We start from the raw sequence: 25,850 nt of genomic DNA on the forward strand, positions 1-25,850 counted from the left end.
GAATGTTACTCGAAGCGATTTTAATTGCTTTATGGGCTGGTATTATTGGGATTGATCTGTATGTTGGACTAACCCATATTCATCGGCCGGTTGTTTCAGGACTCGTCGTTGGTCTTATTTTAGGTGATGTGACGACAGGTCTAATTATTGGCGGGACACTTGAATTAATTTGGATGGGAATGGTACCGCTTGCAGGTGCTCAACCCCCTAATGTTGTTATTGGTGGTGTTATTGGGGTTGCCTTTGGAGTCATCACAGGTCAAGATCCTAATGTAGCAGTAGGTATTGCAATACCGTTTGCTGTAGCTGTTCAAGCTTTGATTACGTTATTCTTTACCGTTTTTGCACCAGTTATGCATAAAGCAGATCAGTATGCGTTGGACGCCAATTACCGAGGAATAGACAGGATAAATTATATAGGTGTCACCATTCTGTTCGTATTTAACGCCCTCATTGCATTTTTACCTATTTATTTTGGCGCTGAACAAGCAGCTGGTATCGTTGAGACTATACCAGAATGGATTGTACATGGCTTAGGTGTTGCCGGAGGAATTATGCCAGCTATTGGTTTTGCAATGTTATTGAAGATCATGTTGAAAGTTGAATATGTCATGTTTATGATTGTAGGTTTTGTATTAGCGGCCTATTTACAGATGCCAATCTTAGCGATTGCCTTACTGGGTTTAGCAATTGCTTTATATGATTTTTATAAGAGTAAGAATGGCCCTAATCATCCATCAACTCAAGAGGAGGAAATAACTGATGGTATCTAATTATGAATATCAAGATCATACTCCCGCTGAGAAGTTGACCCCAAAACAATTACGATTATTAACGTACAGGTCATTGTTGTTACAAGCTTCCTTTAACTATGAAAGAATGCAGTCAGCCGGTTGGTTATATTCTATCTTACCTGGGCTAAGACACGTGCACAAAAACAAAAAAGATTTAAGTAAGTCCATGAAAGATCATATGGAGTTTTTCAACACACACCCATTTCTAGTGACTTTTATTATGGGTATCATTCTAGCAATGGAACAGAACAAAGAAGACCGAGAGGCTATTCGGGGAATAAAGGTGGCAACGATGGGACCTTTAGGTGGAATAGGGGATGCTTTATTCTATTTAACCTTATTGCCGATCACAGCTAGTATAGGAGCTTCTCTGGCGATAGATGGAAACATATTTGGACCAATCGTTTTTGTTGTCCTATTTAACCTTATTCATTTTGGGACGCGTTTTGGTTTAATGAAATTTGGCTATGAAGCCGGTGTTAATGCAATTGCAAAGCTCAAGGAAGGTACACGACAAATATCAAGAGCAGCATCTATCGTGGGCTTAACCGTTGTGGGTGGATTAATTGCTACCTATGTGGCTTTTAATATTGATTATACCTGGGTATCGGGTGAGGCAGAGCTAGACGTTCAAACTGAAATTTTAGATCAAATTATGCCGGCATTGATTCCAATAGCTTACACCCTTTTAATGTATTGGCTCCTAAAAAAGGGACGTTCACCAATAGTGTTAATTGGAGTAACGGTAGTAGTAGGCTTGCTAGGTTCACTGCTCAACATTATGTAAGCGTATAAAAGCTAGACATACAACAGGAGTGGCTTTATTTTCAAGCTGCTCCTAAGACTAATTTGTAATTAGGATGATGACAGATGATAGGTTTAGTTCTTACAGGTCATGGCTCTTTTTCAAGCGGTGTATACGATTCTATTCGATTAATAGCAGGAGACATAGAGAATATTAGAATGGTTCCTTTTGAAGAAGATGAGGTTAAGCTTGAACAGGATTTAGAAACAGCCATAGCAGAAGTCAATATGGGGAAGGGCGTTGTTTGCTTTACTGATTTAGCTGGTGGTACTCCTTTCAATGTTAGTAGTAAGATAGCGTCAGCTTTAGAGGATGTTAAAGTGATCGGTGGTACGAATTCACCGATGCTTTTATCAGCCATATTTCAGCGTGATAGTGATCTAGAGTCTTTTGTTTCAAGTGCTTTGAAAGAAGGTCAAGATAACATCAAAGAGTTTAAAGTTATTCAGAAGAGTCAGACAGAGTTTTCAGAGGGTATTTAAAAAGGCTCTTTCTTTTATCCATTTACCATATTTACCATCAATTCAATTAGTTAAATACAGGAGGAACTACCATGGGAAATATTCAAAACACAAAGGAAATGCTGATTAAAGCTCGAAAAGAAGGGTATGCAGTCCCCGCTTTTAACATTCACAATTTGGAAACCATTCAAACGGTTGTCGAAGCAGCGGCAGAAATGAAATCTCCGGTTATTTTAGCGGCAACACCTGGAACAATGAATTATGCTGGACGTGCTTATGTTCAAGCCATGGCAGAAGTGGCAGCGAAAGAGAATGATATTCCAATCTCTTTGCATTTAGATCATCATGAAACGATTGAATCGATTGAACAATCATTAAAGCTAGGAACCCCATCCGTTATGATAGATGGGTCACATTTAAGCTTTGAAGAAAATATTGAATTAACGAAAAGGGTTGTTGACCTGGCGCATGGATATGGGGCAACAGTTGAAGCTGAACTTGGTCGTCTCGTCGGGCAGGAAGATGATCAGATTGTTGAAGCGGCTGATGCGATTTATACGGATCCCAATACAGTTGAGGAATTTGTCAATCGGACTGGGGTTGATTCACTGGCCGTAGCAATTGGTACTGGTCATGGTGTCTATGAGTCGAAACCAGATCTTGATTTTGAACGGTTAGAAAAAATAAAAAACCTAATCGATATCCCGATTATACTCCATGGTGCATCTGGTATCGTCAAGGAAGATGTGCAAAAATGTATTGCATTAGGATGTGCTAAGGTCAATGTTTCAACTGAGCTCAAAATCCCATTCTCATCAGCATTACGTGATTATTTAGTTGACCATCCGAATGAAACAGATACGAGAAAATATATGGGACCAGCAAAAGAAGCGATGAAAAAAGTCGTAATTGAAAAGATACTCATTTGTCAGAGTGACGGAAAAGCGTAATTCAACTTGCTCAGTAGAACAAGGAAGATTTTATTAGCGAGACATCACACGGAGAAAATAGTCTTGTATTTTAAAGGCTGTCTCCCCTATCATCTATTCATATAAAGGTGAGTTATCGTGTGAGCATGGAAAAAATATAAATAGAATTACGCTGAAGCGTGATGGGTATCGCTAAACTCTTAGAAAGGTAGAATGGGGCATCGAGTGTGTGATCACTTCTAGATGATTCATTCTACCTTTTTAAGATTAAGTAAAGGGGGAGTGTGGAAGTGATATTAACCGTTACATTAAATCCGTCCGTAGATATAAGTTATAAGTTAACTAAATTGGCACTTGACGGAGTGAATCGAATAGACAATGTTTCTAAAACAGCAGGAGGTAAAGGTTTAAATGTGAGTCGAGTTTTGAAGCAGCTTGACCAACAAGTGGGAGCAACAGGTTTTCTAGGTGGGAGTTTAGGAATGTTTATTCAAACTGAGCTTGCTACATTAGGTGTAGATGATTATTTTGTTGCTATTGAAGAACCGACTCGAAATTGTATTGCAATTATTCATGATGGGGGTCAACAAACAGAAATACTTGAAGGGGGTCCAACGATATTGGCTGAAGAAGCCAATATATTTTTACGTCATTTTCAGGAAGCTATTCAACAGGTAGAACTGATAACCATTTCCGGAAGTTTACCTCAAGGACTGCCAAACAATTATTATAACCAGTTATTAACCATTGCTTCTCAGCAGAATAAACCTGTTCTACTTGATACAAGTAGTGTGTTATTAGACAATGCATTGAATCACCGAGACAAACCATTTTTGGTAAAACCAAATGAAGCAGAATTAGCTGATTTACTAGGGCAAACGATCAATGATGAAATCCAATTAGTCAAAGCATTGAGCAGACCAATCTTTGAAGGAATTGAGTGGGTAATTGTTACCTTAGGTTCAGAGGGTGCAGTCATTAAAAATCACAGTCGAGTGTATCGAGCTTCAATTCCAAAGATAGAGGCTGTTAATCCAGTGGGTTCAGGAGATTCAGTTATTGCTGGCTTCGCGACAGGCTTAGCTCGTGGTTTGTCAGGAGTAGAACTAATCAAATTTGGTTTAGCAATGGGTGTGTTAAATGCTATGGAGGAGAAGACAGGTGCAATAAATCCAGATAAAATTGCCTGGTGTGTAGGGCAAATAAGGGTAGAAGGCAGATCGTAAATCAGGTCTACAAGAAAAAACACAAAACCAATACTTGTTTTGTGTTTTTGCATCTATTGAGTTATTCTTTTATTTAGTGTTCGAAATTGGGAAGGTGTTAAGTCTGCTTCACGTTTAAATGCTTGAGTGAAAAATGATTGAGAAGAAAAACCAGCAATATTAGCTATTTCACCAATGGTTAAATCTGTGGTTTCTAATAATACTTTTGCTTCTTTCACTCTAACTTCATTTAAATAACGGATTGGCGTCATGCCAACCTCTTTTTTAAAGAGGTGTGCTAAATAATATTTATTAATGTTGCTAACTTTAGCTAATATATCTAATGTGATGGGATCTTGAAAGTTTTGTGTTATATAATATTGGGCGAGAGCAATCGAGTGGTTTATTTTTTCACCGGTACTTTTTTCAAGTGTGACTTCCTTCATTCGAATGAGTTTAGTAATTAAAATTTCAATAATATTTCGACAAACTCGTTCGTAGTCCAATTTTTTATCTTTAACTTCAGTTAATAAATTATTGAGTTGGTGGAGGATATCGTCTTCGTCATCCTTGTAAGTAAATAGACCATAAGGGTTATCTTCTTCGGTTAATGAAAATGAGATCCCCTCAATGCCTAAGGCGATATATTTTAATGAATCTTGGTGATTGGAACGTTCGGTGTGTTCAACATTAGGGTTAATTACAACTAAATCATTTTTTTGAACGGGTATTTCATGTGAGGGCAGAACAAATGAACCTTTCCCACTTACAATATAAAATAATTCAGTGAAATGATGAGTATGTGTACTGCTATGCCAGCCTTTATCATATGCTGAGCGAGTGATGTATAAGAGTTTAAAAGGTATAGAATCACGTTCCTTGTCAGTCATCTGATAAAATTCATGTGCCATCATATCACCCCTTTTGCCATTATTTTAACACTTTTTATTAGAAAAGCAAGAAACATAAAAAAATCAACAAGATCTTTATTGTGAAAGCGTTTCCAGTTACGTATGATAAAGATGTAATAAATATTAAGGAGGTAAACACAATGAAATTAAGAAATTTATTAATTGCTTTATCATTATTTTTGCTTATGACTTTAGTTGCTTGCGGACAAGACGATACTGATAATGTGGATGGCGCAGAAGATGCTACAGATCCACAGGACGAACAGACAACTGATGAGAAAGAAACGATTCACGTTGCTGCATTAGAGTCTGCATATGGAACGGAAGTTTGGGATGAAATTGTCTCGGCCTATGAAGAAGAACACGGCAATGTTGAGGTTGAATTGACTGTTGAAAGAAATATTGAAGAAGTTATGCGACCAAATATGCAGGCAGGCGATTACCCTGATGCATTTCTTTTAGCTACTGACCGCGAAGAGGGTTTGACAGAAACGATGATTAAGGAAAATGGCTTAGCCTCTTTAGATGATATGTTAGACATGAATGTTTTTGGCGAAGATATTGCAGTAAAAGATAAATTACTAGATGGTTTTACAGATACTTTAGCAACAAATCCTTATGCTGATGGTTCAACTTATTTAGCACCCATGTTTTATAGTCCAACAGGTTTATTTTATAATGCTAGTCTACTAGAAGAACATGGTTGGGATGTTCCGGAAACTTGGGATGACATGTTCGAATTAGGTGAGAAAGCATTAGAAGAGGACATCTACTTATTTACCTATCCGGTAGCCGGATACTTTGATACTTTATTACGTTCAATGCTATATGCTTCAGGCGGACCAGATTTATTTAATGATGTCATGGTTTATACAGAAGGTATTTGGGAAACAGATCAGGCAAGATTGGTATTAGACACAATCAGTGAGTTGACTGATTATACCCATCCAGAGACAACAGCAAACGCAAATCCAAATGACTTTGTTCGAAATCAACAGCTTGTTTTAGATAATGAAGCGATCTTTATGCCAAATGGTACATAGGTTGTGGGAGAGATGGAAGAAGCCCCGCGTGTTGATGATTTTGAGTGGGCTATGATGTCTGTCCCAGCATTTGAAGACGATGGTGATAGCTATGCCTTTACTTTCTTCGAACAAATTTGGGTTCCTAGTGAAGCAGAAAATCCAGAGGGAGGAAAAGAGTTTATTAGTTTCCTTTACTCAGATAAGGCGGCAGACATTTTCTTAGAGGCTGGCGCGGTACAACCGATTGATGGTATTATCGAAAAGTTAGATGAAGAACAAACGACTTTCTATAGCATTTATGAAGAAGGTGTATTACCAGCTATGGGGACTTTTGCTTCAACCGATCCAGTTCCTGGTGTGAGTATGAATGATGAACTCTATATGAGAGTTGACAGTATAATGGCTGGTCGAATGACTGTAGATGAATGGATTCAGTCTTTAGAAATGGCTAACGATAGTTTACGCCCAGCGATGAATTAGATGAATAAATAAATTGGGTGACAGCTGTCGCCCAATTTTCCTTAAAGAGGTGAATCATATGAACAAAAAAACGTCAAGAAATATATTTATCGCAACATGTATTTCACCGGCACTTCTGCTCTTTACTATATTTATGGTTGTTCCGACGTTTGAAGTCTTTCGAATGTCAATGTATAACTGGGGAGGTCTATCTGGTAATCAGATTTTTATTGGTTTCGATAATTTTAAAGTCTTGTGGAATGATATGAACTTTATTCAATCCTTTCAAAATTCGGTATTATTGATTGTTCTTGTTGCGATTATCACTATTGTTTTGGCGGTATTTTTTGCAGCTGTTTTAACAAAAGAAGAAATAAAAGGATCAAACTTTTTTCGCATTATTTTTTATATTCCAAACATACTCTCGATCGTGATCATCGCCGGAATATTTTCAGCTATATACAATCCAAGAGATGGTCTGCTGAATAGTATGTTTGATTTGATTCGCTTAGAAAATCTTCAACAGCTATGGCTGGGTAATCAAGATATTGTTATTTACAGTGTGGCAGGTGCTCTGGTTTGGCAGGCAGTCGGCTATTACATGGTTATGTACATGTCCAGCATGGCAAGTATCCCGAAAAGTTACTATGAAGCAGCTTCCTTAGAAGGAGCAGGTAAGTTTAAACAATTCTCAAGTATTACTCTGCCTTTAATATGGAATAATCTCCGAACAACTTTAACCTTCTATATTATTAGCACAATTAACTTGAGTTTCTTACTTGTTACAGCAATGACTGGCGGCGGTCCCGATGGATCGACTGAAGTATTTCTATCCTATATGTACAAACAAGCCTACGGAAACTCAACCTATGGTTATGGTATGGCTATAGGAGTAGTGGTTTTCACTTTCTCATTCTTGCTAGCGGCAATTGTCAGTCGAATTACTAAACGAGAAGTGCTTGAGTTTTAGAAGGGGGGCTAATTTATGATGAAAAAGTCAAAAGGAATAAGTACGGAAACCTTATATAAAATTTTTATCTATGTTGCTTTAATTACGCTTGCGGTTACAATCATTGTTCCTGTTGTGTGGGTATTTCTAGCATCGATAAAAGAAAACCAAGAATTTTATGGCAATCCATGGACGTTGCCAAGCGGTATCAATTTGCAGAATTTTATCGAAGCATTTAATGAGGCACGCATGGGAGATTATTTATTGAACTCCGTTATAGTGACATCACTTGCACTACTTTTCCTGCTTGTGTTAGCTTTACCTGCTGCTTACGTCCTTTCACGTTTTGAATTTAAAGGCAGTAAATGGCTAAATAGCTTTGTTAAAGCGGGACTATTTATTAATGTGAGTTATATTACAGTACCGATCTTTTTAATGCTTCTTGGTTGGGATCAGTCTTTACGCACAGTCTTTGCGGACGGATTCTTTTTGAATAATCTTGTCATTCTAGCATTAATCTACGCAGTAACGGCACTGCCGTTTACGATCTTTTTACTGTCTAGTTATTTTGAAACATTACCTTCAGATTTTGAAGAAGCGGCAAATATTGATGGTGCAGGTTATTATCGAACGATGTTTTCAATCATGCTCCCTATGGCGAAACCAAGTATTATTATCGTTGTACTTTTTAACTTTTTGTTGTTCTGGAATGAATATATTTTAGCTTTAACACTTATTCCGGGTGACCAAAAAACTTTACCTGTCGGCTTACTAAACCTATTAGCCGCAGAGCGCGCGGCTGTTAATTATGGTCCGATGTATGCTGGTATGGTTATCGTCATGTTACCGACTTTGATTCTCTATATTATAGTTCAGAAGCGATTAACTCAAGGTATGACTGTTGGTGGTGTCAAAGGCTAGCTAGTAAACAGAGAATTAAATGTAAGTAAGGAGGATGATTTTATGAAAGAGTCTAGTGGGTTATTATTTTCGATTATAAAAATTATTGTCTTTGTTCTATCTGTCGGTTTAGTTATTTATGGTCAACGTACGGTTGGACACTTTAACCTACTCTTACAGTTAATTGGTCTTTCAGGCTTATTATTTCTACTTTGGAATTACAATCGTAAATTTATCTAGCGTGAAGAAAAGGTGGTTATAAAAGAGTTGTGATAGGAGAGAAGAAGATGCAGTATGCTATTGGTGTTGACATTGGCGGAACAAAAATTGCTTGTGGATTAATTAACGAGCATGGTGATATTATTCAACAAAATACAGTATCAAGTGATCCTACAGATCGTGAGGCTATGTTTCAACAAGTTATAAGTGGTATAGAAGAATTGTTAGGAAACTGTAGTATTCCCAAAAGTGAAATCACCGGTATGGGAGTTGGTATTCCTGGAAAGGTAGATCGGGAGCAAGGAATAGCGATATTTCAAAATAATCTGCCATGGTCTCGCTTTCCAGTTGTTGAACGATTAAAGAGGTCATTTGATATCGATCATATTGTGGTTGATAATGACGTTTATATGGCAGCTTATGCCGAATGGAAAGCTAAACAGTTGCAGGATGAATTATTCGTTTATCTCACCATAAGCACAGGAGTTTCAAGTGCGATTATTCAAGCAGGAGAATTTATTAGAGGTGCTGGCTTTGCTGGTGAAATTGGCTTAGTCCCTATTCATACACCCCATGCAGTTTCACCGGTCACGCGATTAGAAAAAACGGCAGCAGGACCTGCATTAGCCAAGCAGGCAAATACGCTGATGGGGACAAATGAAATGAATGGTGAGAAACTTTTTAAATTATATTATGAAAATAACAACCAAGCTAAAGAGGTAGTTGATCAATTTATTGATGCCTTAGCTCAAGGTGTTTATATAATCAATAGTTTACTAGACCCTCATGCCATTGTATTTGGTGGAAGTGTGGCAAGCTATAATCCAGTCATTTTAGATTTGTTAAAGCAACGTTTAGATAATTATATGATCGATGAGCAAAAACATCTTCTAGAACAGTTATCTATTAGCAAGCTTGGAACAAATCAAGGAATTATTGGAGCAGGTTATCGTCTGTTTGATGAATTAAAAGGGAAGTAGGCTTTATATAGCAGTGGGAGGATTGAAATGAAAAAAGGTCGTGTAACATTACCAGCTGAAGAAGGTATGGATAAAGAAATAATTGACGTTGTAGACAGATGGGGAGCAGATGCAGTTCGTGACTCTGATGGGACGAAGGTATCTGATGCACTAAAAATAAGAGCAGATAAAGTTTATTCAAAATACTTTTTTACACGTGGAGATCAGGAATTTGCTAAAGCAAATTCAGATGAACTTCAACATATGTACATCATGTCTAAGCCTGTAACGGCAACAACAGACACAGTGGAAATTCCGATTATGGATGGTTATTTTGATCAACAATTGATTCCTGATACCGACCATGATCCGAAGAAATGGTGGGAAGTTATCAATCGGACAACAGGGGAAGTTGTACCAACTGAGCAATGGCGTTATTCAGAATCATCTCAGATAGTTCAAGTTAACCAAGCGAAGCAATGGCATCGATATACAGTTAATGTTCTAACCTATCAACTTTGGGATCCTGTCCATATGTATAATCATATTACAAATAACTGGGATACAGAACATCAAATGCCTTATGATCCACGTTATCCTAAAACACGATCTTATATTATTGAGCGATTGAAGAAATGGTTAGACGAACATCCAGATACCGATGTTGTTAGAATTACAACCTTCTTTTATAATTTTACTTTAATTTTTAATGATGCTAGAAAAGAGAAGTATGTTGATTGGTTTGGTTATGGAGCAACAGTAAGTCCACTGGCTATCGAGCAATTTGAACAAGAAAAAGGTTATCAGTTAAGATCGGAAGATTTTGTCGACCAAGGTTATTATAATTCACCATTTCGAATGCCAAGTCAGGCTTTCCTTGATTGGATGGATTTTCAAACTAAATTTGTCAGTGAGTTAGCAAAGGAATGTGTTGATATTATTCATAATTATGGTAAGGAAGCAATGATGTTTCTTGGTGACCATTGGGCAGGAACCGAGCCGTATGGGAAGTACTTTAAAAATATTGGCTTAGATGCGATAGTTGGTTCAGTCGGTGATGGAGTGACCTTGCGAATGATTTCTGATGTCCCTCATGTGAAATATACAGAAGGACGTTTCTTACCTTACTTTTTTCCAGATACGTTTAATGATCAAAATGATCCGATTGAAGAGGCGAATCAAAATTGGTTACAAGCCAGACGTGCGATCTTAAGGAAACCAATTCAAAGAATGGGCTACGGCGGTTATATCAGCTTAGCGTTAAAATTCCCAACCTTTATCGATCGAGTTGAGGAAATTACCAATGAATTTCGTGAGTTACACCACCATATTAAAGGGACATCAGCCTATGTTGCTCCTTTTAAAGTTGCCATTTTAAATAGTTGGGGTAAGCAAAGAACATGGATGAGTCATCATGTTCATCATGCCATTTGGTATAAACAATGTTATTCTTACTATGGAATTTTAGAGGCACTCAGTGGTTTACCATTTGAAGTCGAATTTATTAGTTTTGAAGATATTAAAAATGACGGTATATCTGATGACATCGGTGTTATCATTAATGCAGGTGATGCGGGCACATCTTGGAGTGGTGATTATTATTGGAAAGATGAAGTCGTGACGTCTGCGATCCGTTCATTTGTTTACCGTGGCGGTGGTTTCATTGGTGTCGGTGAACCAACAGCCTATGAATATCAAGGTTCATTTTTCCAGCTTTCAGATCTACTCGGTGTCCAAAAAGAAGTGGGCTATAGTTTGAGTATGGATAAGTATAATGATACCTTAGTTGATCAGCACTTCATCCTTGAGGATCAAACAGGTCCCATTGATTATGGTGAAAGTGTTCGTTATGTTTATCAAGTCGATGATCATAGTGATATCTTAAGTTTGGAAGATGATGATGTAAAAATAGCTACTAATCAATTTGGCAAAGGACGTTCTGTCTATCTTGCAGGTTTACCTTATTCACCAGAAAATACACGTTTACTACAACGTGCTTTATATTGGGCTGCTTCTCAAGAGAATCGTTTGACGGATTGGTATACAACGAATATTTATACAGAATGTGCTGCGTATGTTGAAGCGGGTTATTATGTTGTGATTAACAATTCGTATGAAAGACAAACAACAACCGTGTATAAACCAGATGGAACGACAATTGAATTAACACTTGAATCAATGGGGTACAAGTGGTTTGAAATATAAAAAGCAGATCAAAAACCAAAAGATAGCCACGGATATTTTATGAGTGATAAAGTATTCGTGGTTAATACATTAAGATGAACTAGCGAGGAGTGGAATAATGAAACCCAATATTGTCTTAATTATGGTCGACCAAATGCGAGCTGACTGTTTAAGTATACTTGATCATCCAGTTGTTGATACCCCTAATTTAGATCAATTAGCTAGGCAAGGTGTGTTATTTAGAAATGCTTATGCAGCGACGCCTTCATGTATTCCAGCACGTGCTTCGCTATTAACCGGTATGTCACAAACATCGACGGGACGAGTAGGGTATGAGGATAAAATTCCTTGGAATTATGAGAACTTTTTACCAGAGTCGTTTCAAAAAGCCGGATATCATACGCAAGCAATTGGAAAGATGCATGTTTATCCAACACGGAAACTATGTGGGTTTCATCATATTGAATTACATGATGGTTACATGCACTATAATCGTTTCAAACATCAAAGTTATGCTGACGAAACATTTGATCAAACTGATGATTACCTTAACTGGTTAAGAGATCGTGCCGGACATCATATCGACTTAACAGATTTAGGATTGGATTGTAATTCATCGACTGTTGCAAGACCGTGGGCTTTAGCAGAAGAATTACACCCGACCAACTGGGTGGTGACGCGTTCGATTGACTTCTTGAGAAGAAGGGATCCAACCAAACCGTTTTTCTTAAATATGTCGTTTGTTCGTCCTCATCCTCCATTTGACCCTCCTGAGTTTTATTACAATATGTACAAAGATTTGGAGTTGCCAGATCCTCCAATTGGTGATTGGACCATGGGACAGGACCCAGATCGTTTAGGCCATAATCCAATTACGGCGAAAGGTCATGTCCCAAAGCGAAGATTAAAGCAGGCACAAGCTGCTTACTATGCTTTGATCACGCATATTGATCATCAAATAGGTCGTTTCTTGATGAAACTCAGTGAGTATGGTTTGGATGACAATACAATCATCCTGTTCTCCTCAGATCATGGTGAATTGTTAGGGGATCATCATTTATTTAGGAAATCACTACCCTATGAAGGGAGTGCGAAAATACCGTTAATTTTAGCAGATCCAGGTGATTATTTAGATTTTCCACATCATCAGCAATTGGATCAGGTAATCGAGGTTCGGGATATTATGCCGACGCTATTAGATATAGCGAATATTGAAATTCCTAAAACGGTTGAAGGAAAGAGTTTATATTCACTTGTTCAAAATAAGGAACTGGAATGGCGAGACTATCTTCATGGGGAACATGAGATGGGAAGGGAAAGTCATCATTATATAACCAATGGCAAAGAAAAATATATTTGGTTCTCGCAGACTGGGGAAGAGCAGTATTTTGATTTAGAAACTGATCCACAAGAGTTAATCAATCAAATTAAGTCTGATAAATATGATAGCCAAGTCAATAATTTGAGATCAATACTTATTAAAAAGTTAGAAAATAGAGCAGAAGGCTTTTCAGATGGTAAAAAATTGATTGTTGGTTGTCAGGTAAAGCCAACCTTGGATCATATTAAATATAATTCATAGAGGTTACCTTTGAGTTCTACAGATGGTTATTTGTAATAAACTAAAAAAAACTGTTGCACCATTAGCTAGCTAATGGTGCAACAGCTCTTTTTGTGAGTATTAGAAATGGAAATAAAACACCAGTTAGAGACGTTCTATTCAGCATTTTGGCTTGAGGTTTCATTTGAACTGATGGATAGAAGGGTCGTATTCGACATTTTGACTTGAGATTTCATTTGAAATGCGAGATAGACGCCCTCTATCCGACATTTTGACTTGAGGTTTCCTCTGAACTGATGGATAGAGGCGCCCTATTCGACATTTTGGCTTGAGGTTTCATTTGAAATGAAGGATAGTTTCAAATCTGTAAAAACATATAGCATGATAAAAAGAGCTGTTGCACTATTTATTTTTCATTTTGCAACAGCTTTCTTTGACAGAAAAGGATAACTTTCAAAAGGTAGAATGCTTTCTTAAGCATAAAGTCAATTCCTGCTTTATATGATTTCCGACAGAAGACCCATTTTGACATGTGAATTTGTTAGAAATGTATGATAGAAGAGCCTATCCGACATTTTGATATGTGATTTCGATTGGAATGCATGATAGAAGTCCACTATCCGACAGTTTAACTTGAGACTTTGTTTAAAATTCTGAATAGGAGCTCTCTATTCAATATTTTAGCTTGTAATGCTCGATCGAAACCTAGGATGGAAGAGTCCAATTCGACTTTCCTATATGGGAGTTAAAAGTGTGAATTAGCTTTGATATTCATGCAAACGGGTACTGCCCATCGATTAGACTATACAAAAGGAAGCTGTCACAAGAGGTACATCATACAGTGTGTAACAGTCCCTTTTATTTTACAAATGTGCCATAAGTTTAAGCCATTCCCTTTTACAAGCTGATCTCATCACTTTTGGTAATCTTCATAAATAAAAGTAGAGAAAGAACAGTGAATATAGATAGTAGTGTACCTAACGCTGCAGCAATTCCATAATTTCCACGTAATACTTCGGTGTAAATAGCTACTGTCATTGTCCGAGTATTGAGATTATATAACAGAATAGATGTGGATAATTCAGAAATCATAGTAATCCAACTAAGAATGGCTCCAGCTACAATACCCGGCAACATCATTGGGACAGTAATTTTAAAGAATGTATTCGTTTGGCTGCTTCCTAAGCTTAGTGCAGCTTCTTCAATGGAAATCGGAATATTCTGGAGCAGAGCTACTGACGAACGAATAGTATACGGCAAACGACGTACAGCAAATGAGATAACTAAAATCGCCATTGTACCAGTAATCGCTAGCATTCCACTACCTGCTACCCCTGTATTAAAAGATGTAAGAAAGGCAATTCCTAATACGGTACCTGGTACAATATATGGAATCATACTTAATGAGTCAATAGTCGATGTCAATTTGTTTCTTCTTCGAACTGCTAAATAGGAAATAAACATTGCAAATAAAATAACTATAACTAAAGCAAATAAGGGAATCCGAATGGTATTTAAAATAGAGTCACCCATTCGATTGAGAGCTTCAGCGTAACTATTTAACGAATAACCAGGCTGAAAAACCATGCCTTGCGTGTTTTGAAAGGACGTATACGTTAAATATATTTGAGGCATAACAGCCACTAAAACAACACCATAGCAAATAATATATATAAAAGCTTTCTTCCATCCTTTCGTTTGTTTGATCTGAATAGGATGTAAAGAGCTAATAGAGAAAGAAAAGCGCGAGGCAATCAAACGCTGTCCAGCAAAAATACTAAGTGCGATAATAATTGCAACTACCGCAAGAGCAGAGGCAAAAGCGGTATCTCCACCCACCTCGTTAATAAACTCCGTGTAGATTAATACTGGAAATGTTCGATAGCCTTCTCCTATTAACATAGGTGTTCCGAAATCTGAAAATGCTCTCATGAAAACAAGTAATGCTCCAGCCAGAAGAGTTGGCATTAGTAAAGGAAGAACAATTTTTATAAAACGTCTGAACCCTGTTACGCCCATACTTTCAGCTGCCTCTAATATAGAATTATCAATATTCCTTAAAGCTCCATTAACATATAAGAAGATTAAGGGAAATAACTGTAGACTAAATACAAGCACAATACCATTAAATCCATAAATATCAGGCATGGTTACCCCAAATAAATTGCTGAAAAAATTAGTAATAACTCCATTACGCCCCAGTAATAAAATCCATGAGTAGGCTCCAATGAAGGGAGCGGACATAGAGGCAATGATAATCAAAATTCTTAATACTTTTTTTCCTTTAAAGTCATACATAGCAAATAAATAAGCCAGTGAGGTTCCTAAAATCAATGCTAGAATAGTAGCTGCTATTGATACTTTAAAGCTGTTAATTAATGTGCCAGAATAATAACTTTTAGAGAAAAAAGCAATGAAATTTCCTAAAGAAAATCCTGTTTCAGGGGAATAAATCGCTTGTTTTAAGATACTTCCAACTGGATAGACAAGAAATAATATATAAGCCAGTATGATAATAGAAGAAGAAACACTCCAGATATCTAGATGAATTTTTCTTTTCTGTTTTTTTCTATGTTTTGCTGATAAGGTTGGTTGATTCTTTCTATCATCTGATGGGTCTTGACTATTTATTTTCATGAACCCACCTCCAAAAGGTTGCGTACCCCATTCTCTGTGAAAACATTGATCTTATTAATATTTATGTCTAAATAAATTTGATCACCTGGATTTAAGTCCTCTGTAAACATCGACTCTTCAATCATTTGAACTTTTTCACCAGTTTCGAGTACTAGGAAATATTCTGTGTTCAATCCTAAATAAATACTTTCGAGAATTCTTGCAGAGATAGCCTCTTTATTTTCAGTGCGTATAAATTCTTCTGGTCGTATACTTACCCGTACCTTTTGTGGTTCAACATGGTTTAATAAAGGCATTTTAATAATTCTTCCATGCTGCATTTTTAAAATAGCTTGCCCATTATCTTGAACTAATTCACCCTCTAATATATTTGTGCGCCCAATAAAACTTGCGACAAATTCATTAGCTGGTCTATGATATAATTCTTTTGGTTTACCAATTTGCTGTATTTCTCCATCTCTCATAACTGCTATCAGATCGGAAATAGCCATAGCTTCTTCTTGATCGTGTGTCACATATACAGTTGTAATTCCAATTTCTCTTTGAATCTCACGTATAACTTGACGCATATCTAAACGAAGTTTTGCATCTAAATTAGATAGTGGCTCATCCATTAATAAAACATCTGGATTAATGGCTAAGGAACGTGCAAGGGCTACACGTTGCTGCTGGCCACCACTTAAGTTCTCTGGTTTGCGATCCCAATATTCATTCATTTGGATTAGTTGTAAATGTTTTTCTACCTGCTTTTTTATTTTTGTTCTATCCATTTTCCTCTGCTTCAAACCAAATGCTACATTGTCACCCACAGATAAATGAGGGAAGATAGCGTAATTTTGGAAAACCATTCCGATATTTCGCTTGCTGGGATCTTGGTCATTTATGCGTTCATTACCAAAATAGAAGTCTCCACCCTCGATGGTATTAAATCCAGCTATCATCCTTAACAGAGTCGTTTTTCCACATCCTGAGGGTCCTAGTAAGGTAAATAGAGTACCCTCAGGGATTGAAACACTTAAATTAGGAATAACTGTTGTATCGCCAAAAACCTTTTTTGCATTTTTAATTTCAATACGACTCATCTAATCATCCCCTATTTATTTGATTCAATCTCGACAAAGATATCATTGTATTGTGAGATGATTTCATCTCTATGCTCAATGACATAGTCCATATCCTCTTGAATTGTTTTAATATCAGAGAAAGGTATCATGCTTTCAGAGATCTCAACATCTTCTCTAACAGGGCGATTAGTTGTTGTCGTTGCAAGAACATTTTGTATTTCTTGTGAGACAATCCAATCGATAAATAATTGAGCATTCTCAAGGTTTTCTGCGCCATCAATTATTGCTGCATTTGCTGGTAAAAATACTGCTCCTTCCTCTGGATAAACGACTTCGATATTTGCACCATCATTTAATAAATCAATGGTTGGATCCTCATAAGATAGACCTACCGCCATTTCTCCATCTGCTACTGTTCGATAAACATTACTAGAACTTGAGGATATTCGTCCATCAATGATCGTAAATAATTCTTCAACGTACTGCCAAGCCCCTTCGTCCTCATAACCACCCATAGCTTCTAACATATTAGTTAATTGAGCAAATGCACTAGAAGAGTTTGACGGATCAGCTGTTGATATACGTCCTGTCAAATCAGGATTTAATAGGTCTGCATATCCGGTAATATCCATGCCTTCTGTTAAATCAGGATTGACAACAATAACGCTGCCATCTAATGTATAAGGCGTATAATAACCGTCATCATTTTGGTATTCTTCAATAACATCTTCATTATGAGAAGAAACATACTCTTGGAATAAATCAATATTTTCCTCATATAGAGTGTAACCCCCGCCAAAGATAACATCGGCTACCGGGGAGTTTGCTTCACTTTCTAAGCGTTGAAATAACTCGCCGGTTCCAGCTTGGATCAATTCTACAGTTACTCCATACTCTTCCTCAAATCCTGGGATAGTCGCATTAATTAATCCTTCAGAGTTGGGTGAGTACACAACTAAACGATCTGAACTGGTTTCCTCCGATGATTCTTCTTGAGTATTATTACACGCTACTAGAAACAGACCTACTAAAACCATGACAATTGCTAATAACCGTTTGCTTTTATTCATAATAAATTTCCTTCCTTTCAAATTTATTATTATCTAAATTCATACCTAACTTTTTCTAGCTTTCAAATTCGTTTGCTCTACGTAGGTTTTTTACTCATTTCGCTTATTTTACCGATCAGTAAGTGATGAGGGTGATATTATTGGACAAAGTTTCAATCAAGAACATATCAATTGTATTTCCTGTTATAGTAAGATAGTTTATTAACTTACGTATTTGTTAACATTGAACGCCCCCTTTTTTTCTCTAGAGATAAGAGACAAGAAGTGATTAAGTTTCATTTAGAGATAAACAACGAACCTGTTAACTTGCTGAGATCAATTTAGAGTGTATTGCTCTTAAAAGATCTATTGATAAACTTTATTTTGTTTTATAGTAGTTATTTTAAAGTAATGTATCCGCTTTCAAAATACGATAAAACTACACTTCTGGAAAAAATACTACACTTTTTCTTTAAACTCAGTAGCGCTCATGCCAAGATACTTTTTAAATACTTTATTAAAATATTTATATTCACTAAATCCACAATCAATTGCTATTTCATAGACCCTTTTCTTACCCTCTTTCAATTGATTAATGGATTGTTGAATTCGGTATTTATTTAAATATTCATTAAAAGTCATTTTCGTATATTTTTTAAATCGATTGTGTAACAATGTTTGGCTATATCCAATTTGTTTAGCTACATCAGCAAAAATGAACTTTTTTTGATAATTTTCTTTAATATATTTTACCATTTCTTGAGCGATTTCATCATTTGGGGTTTTCATTGAAGAATCAATCAATTGCATGCCCTGTAATTTTCTCCGTCTACTTTCAAATAATTGGGTTTCCTTATTCACCCTCACTTGATCAATAGCACGTTTCAAGGCATTCTTTAATTCCTCTTCTTCAATTGGCTTAACAATGAATTCAGTTACTCCATATTTGATAGCCTTTTGTGCATTTTTAAATTCATCATATCCAGAAAGAATAATGGTACTATACAAATAATCAATGGTTTCTTCCAACATATCAAATGCATCCATAACCGGCATGTTTATATCCGTAATAATAATATCCGGCTTTAATGATTTGATTAAAGCTGCTCCTTCTTGACCATCACGGGCTTCGCCAATAACTAGACACCCCATTGATTCATAATCATATCCATAAACCAAGCGCTTTCTAATTAACTTTTCATCTTCAATGATCAGAAGTTTATGCATATTAATCTCCCTCAATTCTAATTTCAATAATTGTAAATCCTAACTTAGTAAAAATTCTAAATTTAGAATTTGAATAGAATAATTCTATTCTTTGTTTTGTATTCTTAAGTCCATGTTGATTAATGATGTCACCAGCTTGTTGCAATGCTTCATTAATTTCTTTTGCGGTTTCCTCTTTGAGTGCTCCTCCATTATCAATGACTCTAATTTTTATATCTTTTTTACTCTGGATAATGCTTATTTTTACAGCTAGATCACGTCTATTTCTATAGCCGTACTTTAAGCTATTTTCTACAAGAGGAAGCAAAAACAGCTTCGGTACAGCAAAAGAGTATAATTCTGGGTGAATTTCAATTGTGTATTGAAATTCCTCTAATCGGATATGATTAATTTCTAAGTAATCTTTGAGGTACTCTATATCTTCTTCTAAAGTAATGTCACTTGTTTCTTCGTCAATACTATATCTTAAAATTTTATTCATCCTAAGAATTAATTGACTTGCAACATTAGGATCGACATACATAACAGATCGAATAGATTCTAGTGTATTTGCTAAAAAGTGTGGATTAAATTGGGCATCTAATCTTCTTTTTTCTATTTCTAAATTCAGTTGATTTAGTTGAATATTCGCATTATTTATTTCAGTTAATTTAGTTAACATTTTATTGATTTGTTCAGCTAATATTTCAAATTCATCACCTGTTTGAATCGTTAATAAATAGGTAGAATCGCTTTTTACCTTTTCCATTTCTTCATTGATAATATGCAATGAATTCCCTATTTTTCTAGAAATCCTCTGGGAAAAATAGAAAGATTGAATAACTACTATAATTGTAACAATGAAAACGCCAATAATACTTCTATAAAGAACGGTTAAATAGCTATCAAACTTTTGATAAGTCATTACTGTGAGATTGTCTGCAATTGGTTGGCGAACGGTATCATATTGGCCGCCAAGTAAACGGTCATTTTCTGTTAAAAAACTAAAATCTGCCTTCCCCCTAGATGTCTGAATAACATGAGAAACATTTGTTGCGAATATATTCTGATATTGATCATATATCACAAAGTTGACTGAGGAATCGATTTGAAAGGAAGGAATTTCTTTTCCGTTAATCACTGAAACACCAAACCCTGATATAACACTTTGTTCAGTAAAAGGATAAAATAAAAGAAGATATTGTTCTCCATTTAGTGCTTGGTAGACTCTTGTGGTCATTGTTTGTTTCTCTTCCGTACGTGCCATTACAATACTTATATAATGTAAAAAGGCATTATCCCCTCCTAAGGTGGGATTGGTAGACAAGAGAATTTCTCTCGTATCGTCAATAACAAGTAGGTCACTCTTCAGGTCCTGACTAGAATTGAATGCATAGAATGTACTAAATACTTGACTTCTTTCAGATTTTCCAGCTAAAAAGTCATAAAAAAGCTTCTTATTTTCATTGTAAAAGTCATTTTCAAAACTCTCCATTGACTTGGTTAAGCTGATTGAGTAATTATCTGCTGTTTGTTCCAATCGGGCTTTTCTAACATTTATGCTGTATAGACCAAATAAGATTAGCGTTAAGCAAAGCATGATAAATATAGTCAGAATTGAAAATCGAAACATCTCACTTCTTACTTTACTTTCAAATCTTCTCATTTCCATATTAAAACCTCACTTTCCACAGTTCTTCTAAATTAATAGCTTTCAAACGAAAATGATTTCCTTAATGGGGAGCTTGTCTATAGGCAGAGAGAGCTAATTCAAACAAAATATAGCTTTACAAAATTGAAATTACAGCAATACTTTTTTTGCTATTCTTCTTATGTATATGAAATAAGAATAAAGTAGTCTAGTTATGAAAACTGCGGTTCTAATATTGAGCCAAGCATACCGATGAACTTAGTTATCAAAGCTTCAAATATTGGTATAAGTTGGAGATCACCAAAAGAATTGCTTAATTGTCTACACAGGCGTTAAGAAACTATCTAGGATCTATGGATTACCTCTTATTCTTATATTACTATCATTGGTTGTTTTTCATTACGGGAAAATAATGACTTTGGCTGGGGTTGAGAAAAGGACAGAAAAATCCCCAAAGATTAAATATTGCTTTTAATCTTTGGGGATTAATACATGAGGTATATCAAGATCATAATTCTTTATAACTAATCCTTTTCACTCCAACAGTTTCATAGGTGTTAGAATAACAGAAAACTCCTAGCATGGTACCAGTAAAAGTTCCGGATATTTCTGTAGATAGGAATGCACATTCACCTTGGCCTATTTCATATTGTTCATTATCTATCTCAACAAGAAACTTATAAAACTTTTCATCTGATTCTATTATTAAGCTAATGTTTTCCAGTGTATCAAAACTCAAACTCTCTGTTAAAGTTTCTACTGAACCTATTTTTTTTCTGAGAGATATTTGATTCCCTCTTACGATACAATCATAATGGAAATGATTGGACATGAAAGTAGAAACTCCAAAATTAACATTTGATGAAATATCAGAAAATTGGACTTTAAATTGCATATGAAATTCTGACTGTCTATGGCCCAAAAATGTTACATTTCCAATAGAGTCTAAAGTATCAGGTGTCCCTCTTAATAATAATTGATCTTCTCCTATTAAGTAATTCTTAAATTCTGGATTTCTGAGGAAAGCGAAATCCTTAGGTATTTTATTAATTTGATTGAATTCATATATTTTTTCGCCATGTTTGGCTTTTTGATCGTTTATTAAGGGACCACTCATTTCAAAGTCCACCACACCGTTATTACTCACCTTTGGCCATTCACCCTCTCGCCATTCCAATGGAATAAGAAATGTTTCTCTTCCTAAATGGTGATAGTAGCTGTGGCTCCCATTAATTCTAACGCCCAAACAAACAGCCCACCAATTGTCTCTTTTATCCTGTATTAAGTCTGCATGACCGACACATTGAATTTTACTTGGAGTACTTCTATTAGTGATAATGGGGTTTTCCGGATTTCCAATATAAGGACCAAAGATTTCATGACTTCTAAATATAGTACTCATATGACCATACTCTGTTCCACCTTCTGCCATTACAAGATAGTAAAAACCATCCTTTTTGTAGATATGAGGGGCTTCCGGAGCCTTCCCACCAGTCCCCTTACAGATAAGCCGCCGTTCACTCACTAATTTACCGTTATCTAAATCAATTTCGGCTTGGAATATACCAAGTGGCTCATCCGACTTGTAGGAATTCCCTTGAATGTATACTTTTCCATCATCATCGAAAAAAAGTGAAGGATCTATCCCGCTCCAACCGTCTATAATAACTGGATCACTCCAACCCATTTCTGGATTTTTTGATTTTACCAAAAGGTTTTGGTTAGTAGTAATGTTCGTTGTAATGACATAAAACCAACCATTAAAAAAGCGTATAGTTGGAGCAAAAAGACCTGAAGATGTTTTTGCATTATCTAAATATAATTGATTTTTTTTATCTAAACAGTAACCTATTTTATCCCAATTAATGAGGTCATCACTTTTGAATAAAGGAATTCCAGGATAATATTCAAATGAAGAAGTAACTAAGTAAAAATATCCGTTTCCGTAACAGATACTTGGATCTGGATAAAATCCTGGAATTATAGGGTTCTTATAAGTTTTCATTAAATCCCCTTCCTTCTAGGCAACCCCGATAAAGGCAAATATAAATGATATTAACAGAATACCTAGAATGATAAAATTAGCATTTACTTTTTTACGTATTAAAGTAAAACATGTCATAGTTGCAATTAATGGAAGTATCCCCTTCATAACATCATCTAAAATATTTTGTAGACTAAATGCTTCTCCACTTAAATTAAAACTAAGAGTAGTTTCAAAAGGAATAGTGGTAAAAATCATCGCACCTACCATGATAAGCCCCAACATCGTTGCTGATTTAGTTAATATATTTATGACACCATTTTCAAAGGCCTTCTTAATAAATTGACTACCAAGATTGTAGCCTAAACGTAACCCATAAAAACGAACAAAGAGATGTGGGATATTATATAACAATAAAAAAAGAATCGGTCCTAGTATATTTCCTTGCGTTGCTAAGCTAATTCCTATACCACCCGCAATAACTCGAAAGGTTCCCCAAAAAAATGAATCGCCAATACCTGAAAGTGGCCCCATCAGACTAGCTTTAACTGCATTAATTGAGTTGGTATCAAAGTTATCTAACCGAGCATTTTCTTCTTCCATACTAGATGAAATCCCGATAGGAAAAGTTGAAACTGCAGGTGTGACATTATAATAGCCGATACTTCTTTTCATAGCTTCTTTCAATTTAGTATCATCTTGTTCATTTTTATATTTCTTTTTCAAAAATGGTAGCATCATATAGCCTATTGCAATTCCTTGAGCATTTACATAGTTCCATGTCCCAGATAGGGTTAAAGAGCGCCAAAACATTTGTCTCAGTGTTTTTTTATCTTTATTATTTTTAGTCGTCAAAGAAATCATCCTCCAAATCAGTTGCTGGTTTTATCGTATTACTTTTTGCCAGATCGCTTATTTTTTTGTCTTTCAACCCACTATGAATAGCTATAACTGCTCCGATAATGGCGATTGCTATAAGAGGGAGTTCTAAATAAGCACTTAATACAAAGCCCAATAAGAGAAAGAAACTTAATTTTTTGTCCCATAGCATGTTAAGTAATAGGGCTAAACCTAATGCTGGTAAAAGTTGTCCTGTAATAGTTAACCCATTCATTACAACATCTGGTAGTGAAGAAACTAATCTTTCAATTGCATTTGTTCCTAACATAATCCCTATGAAGCCTATTAATCCGTAAATAACGGGAACGCCAAAGGTAGAAGTCAAATGCAGCCGTTCGAATTTCTTGAACTCACCTTTATCGATATACGAATTAAATCTAACAATTAAAGTACCACGTAGAAATAAAATAATTTGATTAATAAATACAGCCAACATACTAATTGGTACTGCTAATGTTAGGGCAACTTCGGTTCCTTGGTCGGTTAGAATTGCAAATGCTGCCCCGAAAATGGAACCTGTCATAGTGTCTGACGGTAATGCTCCTCCAATTTGTGTCATACCTAAAAAGACGACTTCAAGAGTAGCTCCTATTATTACACCAGTTTGTAAGTCTCCTAATAATAAACCGACAATCGAAGACATAACTAATGGTCTTCTAAGCATTGGATCTCCCAATGCGGTATCCGATAAGTTCCCTAAAAACATGGTAAAACCAATTGCTAATGCATTTAATATCATTTTTTTACCTCCTTAGGTTTATTTTAAATATATTCTTTCGTATCTGTTGGAACAGCTTGTACATATATGTCTTTGTCTGCTGCTTTAATTTGTTCGAGAATTTGTTTGTCTTCTTCCGTAACAAATACATTTTTAAATAGTTGTTCTTTTTCAATAGAGTTAACATTGTTAGTTCGACCATAGTTACCAATATTTATTTCCTTAATTTCGGGCACTTCTTTAATTACGCTTAAAGCATCTTTTGGAGAAGCAACTATCACCATAATTTTCAGGTTTTTAGCTCGTTCATCATTTAGTATTTTTATGGATTCTTCTATGGTCTTAAAGGTAGCCTTTATATTAGACGGAACAGCCATAGACAAAGCCATCTTTTGAATTTCATCTTTTACTACTTGGTCATTAGCTACAACAATTCTTGAGACGCCTAAATATTTTGACCAAACTACAGCAACTTGACCATGAATAAGCCTATCATCAATTCTGACTAAATTTATCATCTATTTCACTCCCATATATCATCTTCATTTATTTGATTTGTTTCAATCTTAATATGCTTTAATGCTTCCCTAGCTGATGAAATGGCATTTTCGATAGCGGTTTCAGTATCTAGCTCATCAGAGAATAGATATTCTAATAGAAATACTAAGTTTACTCCAGATACTAAATAGGTATTTTTTTGTTTTAAAAACTGCATCATGGCTGTATTAACACTACCACCGGGTAAATCACTTGCAATCAGATAACTATCTTCTGAACTATCTTCACTGTAAATTTCCTCGAACCTTGAGCTTATATGGTCTGGATTCTCATCAGCTTTCATAGAAAGAGCAAATATATTTTCTTGGTTGCCAGTGATCATTTCCAAGGTGTCCTTCATTCCTCTCGCCATATCACCATGTGAGACGATAATAATTTTTTTCATGAGTAACCCAATCCCTCCTTAATTTTTTATGATTAATGATTGTTTTGATCTATGAGAGTAATCCATGTAATGCTCATTAGTGCTGAGTGACAGAACTATTGCGAAAGAGTAACTCCCATACCGTTCCTTGTTGAAACTGCTTACACTTTTACTACTAATTATTTGTATAGTATAGATGAAATAAAACAATCAATTGATCTAATCATAACAACTACATAATTATGAAACCATGTCCGATTCTTATAAAACGACTGTCCATTTCTCAGTTGAATGATTTAATTTAGAAATCAATTTTTACGTGATATAATAGACTGTAGTACTAAAATATTTAGGAATT

24 protein-coding genes are annotated in these 25,850 nt (G+C 35.6%); 13 read left to right on the forward strand and 11 right to left on the reverse strand.

The genetic code is table 11. From position 1 onward, the window contains the following. The first annotated feature begins 2 nt into the window (after positions 1-2). The 5 genes from agaW to ACS127_RS06235 all read left to right on the forward strand — a co-directional run bounded on the left by agaW (position 3) and on the right by ACS127_RS06235 (position 4,215). Positions 3-773 carry a PTS N-acetylgalactosamine transporter subunit IIC gene (gene agaW / locus ACS127_RS06215; RefSeq protein ID WP_440897556.1) on the forward strand — a complete coding sequence of 257 codons (771 nt, stop codon included), beginning with the start codon at positions 3-5 and terminating at the stop codon, positions 771-773. Then, positions 763-1,581, forward strand: coding sequence for a PTS system mannose/fructose/sorbose family transporter subunit IID (locus ACS127_RS06220; protein WP_440897557.1), 819 nt, complete (start codon positions 763-765; stop codon positions 1,579-1,581). Before agaW ends, ACS127_RS06220 begins: the two co-directional genes overlap by 11 nt. Before the next feature lie 83 nt (positions 1,582-1,664). Beyond that, the gene (locus ACS127_RS06225) at positions 1,665-2,081 is read left to right on the forward strand and encodes a PTS sugar transporter subunit IIA (protein WP_440897558.1); all 417 of its coding nucleotides are present in this window, start codon (positions 1,665-1,667) and stop codon (positions 2,079-2,081) included. Between the two features lie 71 nt (positions 2,082-2,152). Continuing rightward, a complete protein-coding gene (gene gatY, locus ACS127_RS06230; protein ID WP_440897559.1) occupies positions 2,153-3,010 on the forward strand; it encodes a tagatose-bisphosphate aldolase subunit GatY in 858 nt (285 codons plus the stop codon). 269 nt (positions 3,011-3,279) lie between these two features. After that, the gene (locus ACS127_RS06235) at positions 3,280-4,215 is read left to right on the forward strand and encodes a hexose kinase (RefSeq protein WP_440897560.1); all 936 of its coding nucleotides are present in this window, start codon (positions 3,280-3,282) and stop codon (positions 4,213-4,215) included. A 53-nt stretch (positions 4,216-4,268) separates the two neighbouring features. Here ACS127_RS06235 and ACS127_RS06240 read toward each other — a convergent pair whose 3' ends face one another. After that, complete coding sequence (locus ACS127_RS06240; protein ID WP_440897561.1) at positions 4,269-5,105, reverse strand: AraC family transcriptional regulator; 837 nt, start codon at positions 5,103-5,105, stop codon at positions 4,269-4,271. 140 nt (positions 5,106-5,245) lie between these two features. Between ACS127_RS06240 and ACS127_RS06245 the strand changes: the two genes are divergently transcribed. The 8 genes from ACS127_RS06245 to ACS127_RS06280 all read left to right on the forward strand — a co-directional run bounded on the left by ACS127_RS06245 (position 5,246) and on the right by ACS127_RS06280 (position 13,382). Continuing rightward, complete coding sequence (locus ACS127_RS06245; RefSeq protein WP_440897562.1) at positions 5,246-6,148, forward strand: carbohydrate ABC transporter substrate-binding protein; 903 nt, start codon at positions 5,246-5,248, stop codon at positions 6,146-6,148. Between the two features lie 12 nt (positions 6,149-6,160). Further along, positions 6,161-6,610 carry a hypothetical protein gene (locus tag ACS127_RS06250; protein WP_440897563.1) on the forward strand — a complete coding sequence of 150 codons (450 nt, stop codon included), beginning with the start codon at positions 6,161-6,163 and terminating at the stop codon, positions 6,608-6,610. 58 nt (positions 6,611-6,668) lie between these two features. After that, entirely contained in the window at positions 6,669-7,559 is an 891-nt protein-coding gene (locus tag ACS127_RS06255) for a carbohydrate ABC transporter permease (protein WP_440897564.1), read from the forward strand. Positions 7,560-7,577: 18 nt separating this feature from the next. Further along, positions 7,578-8,459, forward strand: coding sequence for a carbohydrate ABC transporter permease (locus ACS127_RS06260; protein ID WP_440897565.1), 882 nt, complete (start codon positions 7,578-7,580; stop codon positions 8,457-8,459). Between the two features lie 42 nt (positions 8,460-8,501). After that, a complete protein-coding gene (locus ACS127_RS06265; protein WP_440897566.1) occupies positions 8,502-8,678 on the forward strand; it encodes a DUF6903 family protein in 177 nt (58 codons plus the stop codon). A gap of 47 nt (positions 8,679-8,725) precedes the next feature. Further along, a complete protein-coding gene (locus ACS127_RS06270) occupies positions 8,726-9,637 on the forward strand; it encodes an ROK family protein (protein ID WP_440897567.1) in 912 nt (303 codons plus the stop codon). Positions 9,638-9,658: 21 nt separating this feature from the next. Beyond that, positions 9,659-11,821 carry a 1,3-beta-galactosyl-N-acetylhexosamine phosphorylase gene (gene gnpA / locus ACS127_RS06275; RefSeq protein ID WP_440898090.1) on the forward strand — a complete coding sequence of 721 codons (2,163 nt, stop codon included), beginning with the start codon at positions 9,659-9,661 and terminating at the stop codon, positions 11,819-11,821. A 97-nt stretch (positions 11,822-11,918) separates the two neighbouring features. Continuing rightward, positions 11,919-13,382, forward strand: coding sequence for an arylsulfatase (locus tag ACS127_RS06280; RefSeq protein ID WP_440897568.1), 1,464 nt, complete (start codon positions 11,919-11,921; stop codon positions 13,380-13,382). An 876-nt stretch (positions 13,383-14,258) separates the two neighbouring features. Here ACS127_RS06280 and ACS127_RS06285 read toward each other — a convergent pair. The 10 genes from ACS127_RS06285 to ACS127_RS06330 form a co-directional block, all read right to left on the reverse strand. Beyond that, positions 14,259-15,998 carry an ABC transporter permease gene (locus tag ACS127_RS06285; protein WP_440897569.1) on the reverse strand — a complete coding sequence of 580 codons (1,740 nt, stop codon included), beginning with the start codon at positions 15,996-15,998 and terminating at the stop codon, positions 14,259-14,261. Then, positions 15,995-17,080: an ABC transporter ATP-binding protein gene (locus tag ACS127_RS06290; RefSeq protein WP_440897570.1), complete on the reverse strand. Its 1,086-nt coding sequence runs from the start codon at positions 17,078-17,080 to the stop codon at positions 15,995-15,997. Before ACS127_RS06290 ends, ACS127_RS06285 begins: the two co-directional genes overlap by 4 nt. 11 nt (positions 17,081-17,091) lie before the next feature. Then, entirely contained in the window at positions 17,092-18,132 is a 1,041-nt protein-coding gene (locus tag ACS127_RS06295) for an extracellular solute-binding protein (protein WP_440897571.1), read from the reverse strand. A gap of 438 nt (positions 18,133-18,570) precedes the next feature. Continuing rightward, the gene (locus tag ACS127_RS06300; RefSeq protein ID WP_440897572.1) at positions 18,571-19,338 is read right to left on the reverse strand and encodes a response regulator transcription factor; all 768 of its coding nucleotides are present in this window, start codon (positions 19,336-19,338) and stop codon (positions 18,571-18,573) included. A 1-nt stretch (position 19,339) separates the two neighbouring features. After that, a complete protein-coding gene (locus ACS127_RS06305; protein ID WP_440897573.1) occupies positions 19,340-20,989 on the reverse strand; it encodes a sensor histidine kinase in 1,650 nt (549 codons plus the stop codon). A 487-nt stretch (positions 20,990-21,476) separates the two neighbouring features. Next, positions 21,477-22,973, reverse strand: coding sequence for a family 43 glycosylhydrolase (locus ACS127_RS06310; RefSeq protein ID WP_440897574.1), 1,497 nt, complete (start codon positions 22,971-22,973; stop codon positions 21,477-21,479). Between the two features lie 15 nt (positions 22,974-22,988). After that, a complete protein-coding gene (locus ACS127_RS06315; RefSeq protein WP_440897575.1) occupies positions 22,989-23,807 on the reverse strand; it encodes a PTS system mannose/fructose/sorbose family transporter subunit IID in 819 nt (272 codons plus the stop codon). Further along, on the reverse strand, positions 23,797-24,591 hold the full coding sequence (locus ACS127_RS06320) for a PTS mannose/fructose/sorbose/N-acetylgalactosamine transporter subunit IIC (protein ID WP_440897576.1): 795 nt from the start codon (positions 24,589-24,591) through the stop codon (positions 23,797-23,799). Before ACS127_RS06320 ends, ACS127_RS06315 begins: the two co-directional genes overlap by 11 nt. A gap of 23 nt (positions 24,592-24,614) precedes the next feature. Further along, on the reverse strand, positions 24,615-25,088 hold the full coding sequence (locus ACS127_RS06325; protein ID WP_440897577.1) for a PTS system mannose/fructose/N-acetylgalactosamine-transporter subunit IIB: 474 nt from the start codon (positions 25,086-25,088) through the stop codon (positions 24,615-24,617). 5 nt (positions 25,089-25,093) lie between these two features. Continuing rightward, positions 25,094-25,513: a PTS sugar transporter subunit IIA gene (locus ACS127_RS06330; protein ID WP_440897578.1), complete on the reverse strand. Its 420-nt coding sequence runs from the start codon at positions 25,511-25,513 to the stop codon at positions 25,094-25,096. Between the last annotated feature and the right edge of the window lie 337 nt (positions 25,514-25,850).

It is taken from the genome of Amphibacillus sp. Q70, assembly GCF_052055485.1.
Taxonomy (GTDB): Bacteria; Bacillota; Bacilli; order Bacillales; family Amphibacillaceae; genus Amphibacillus.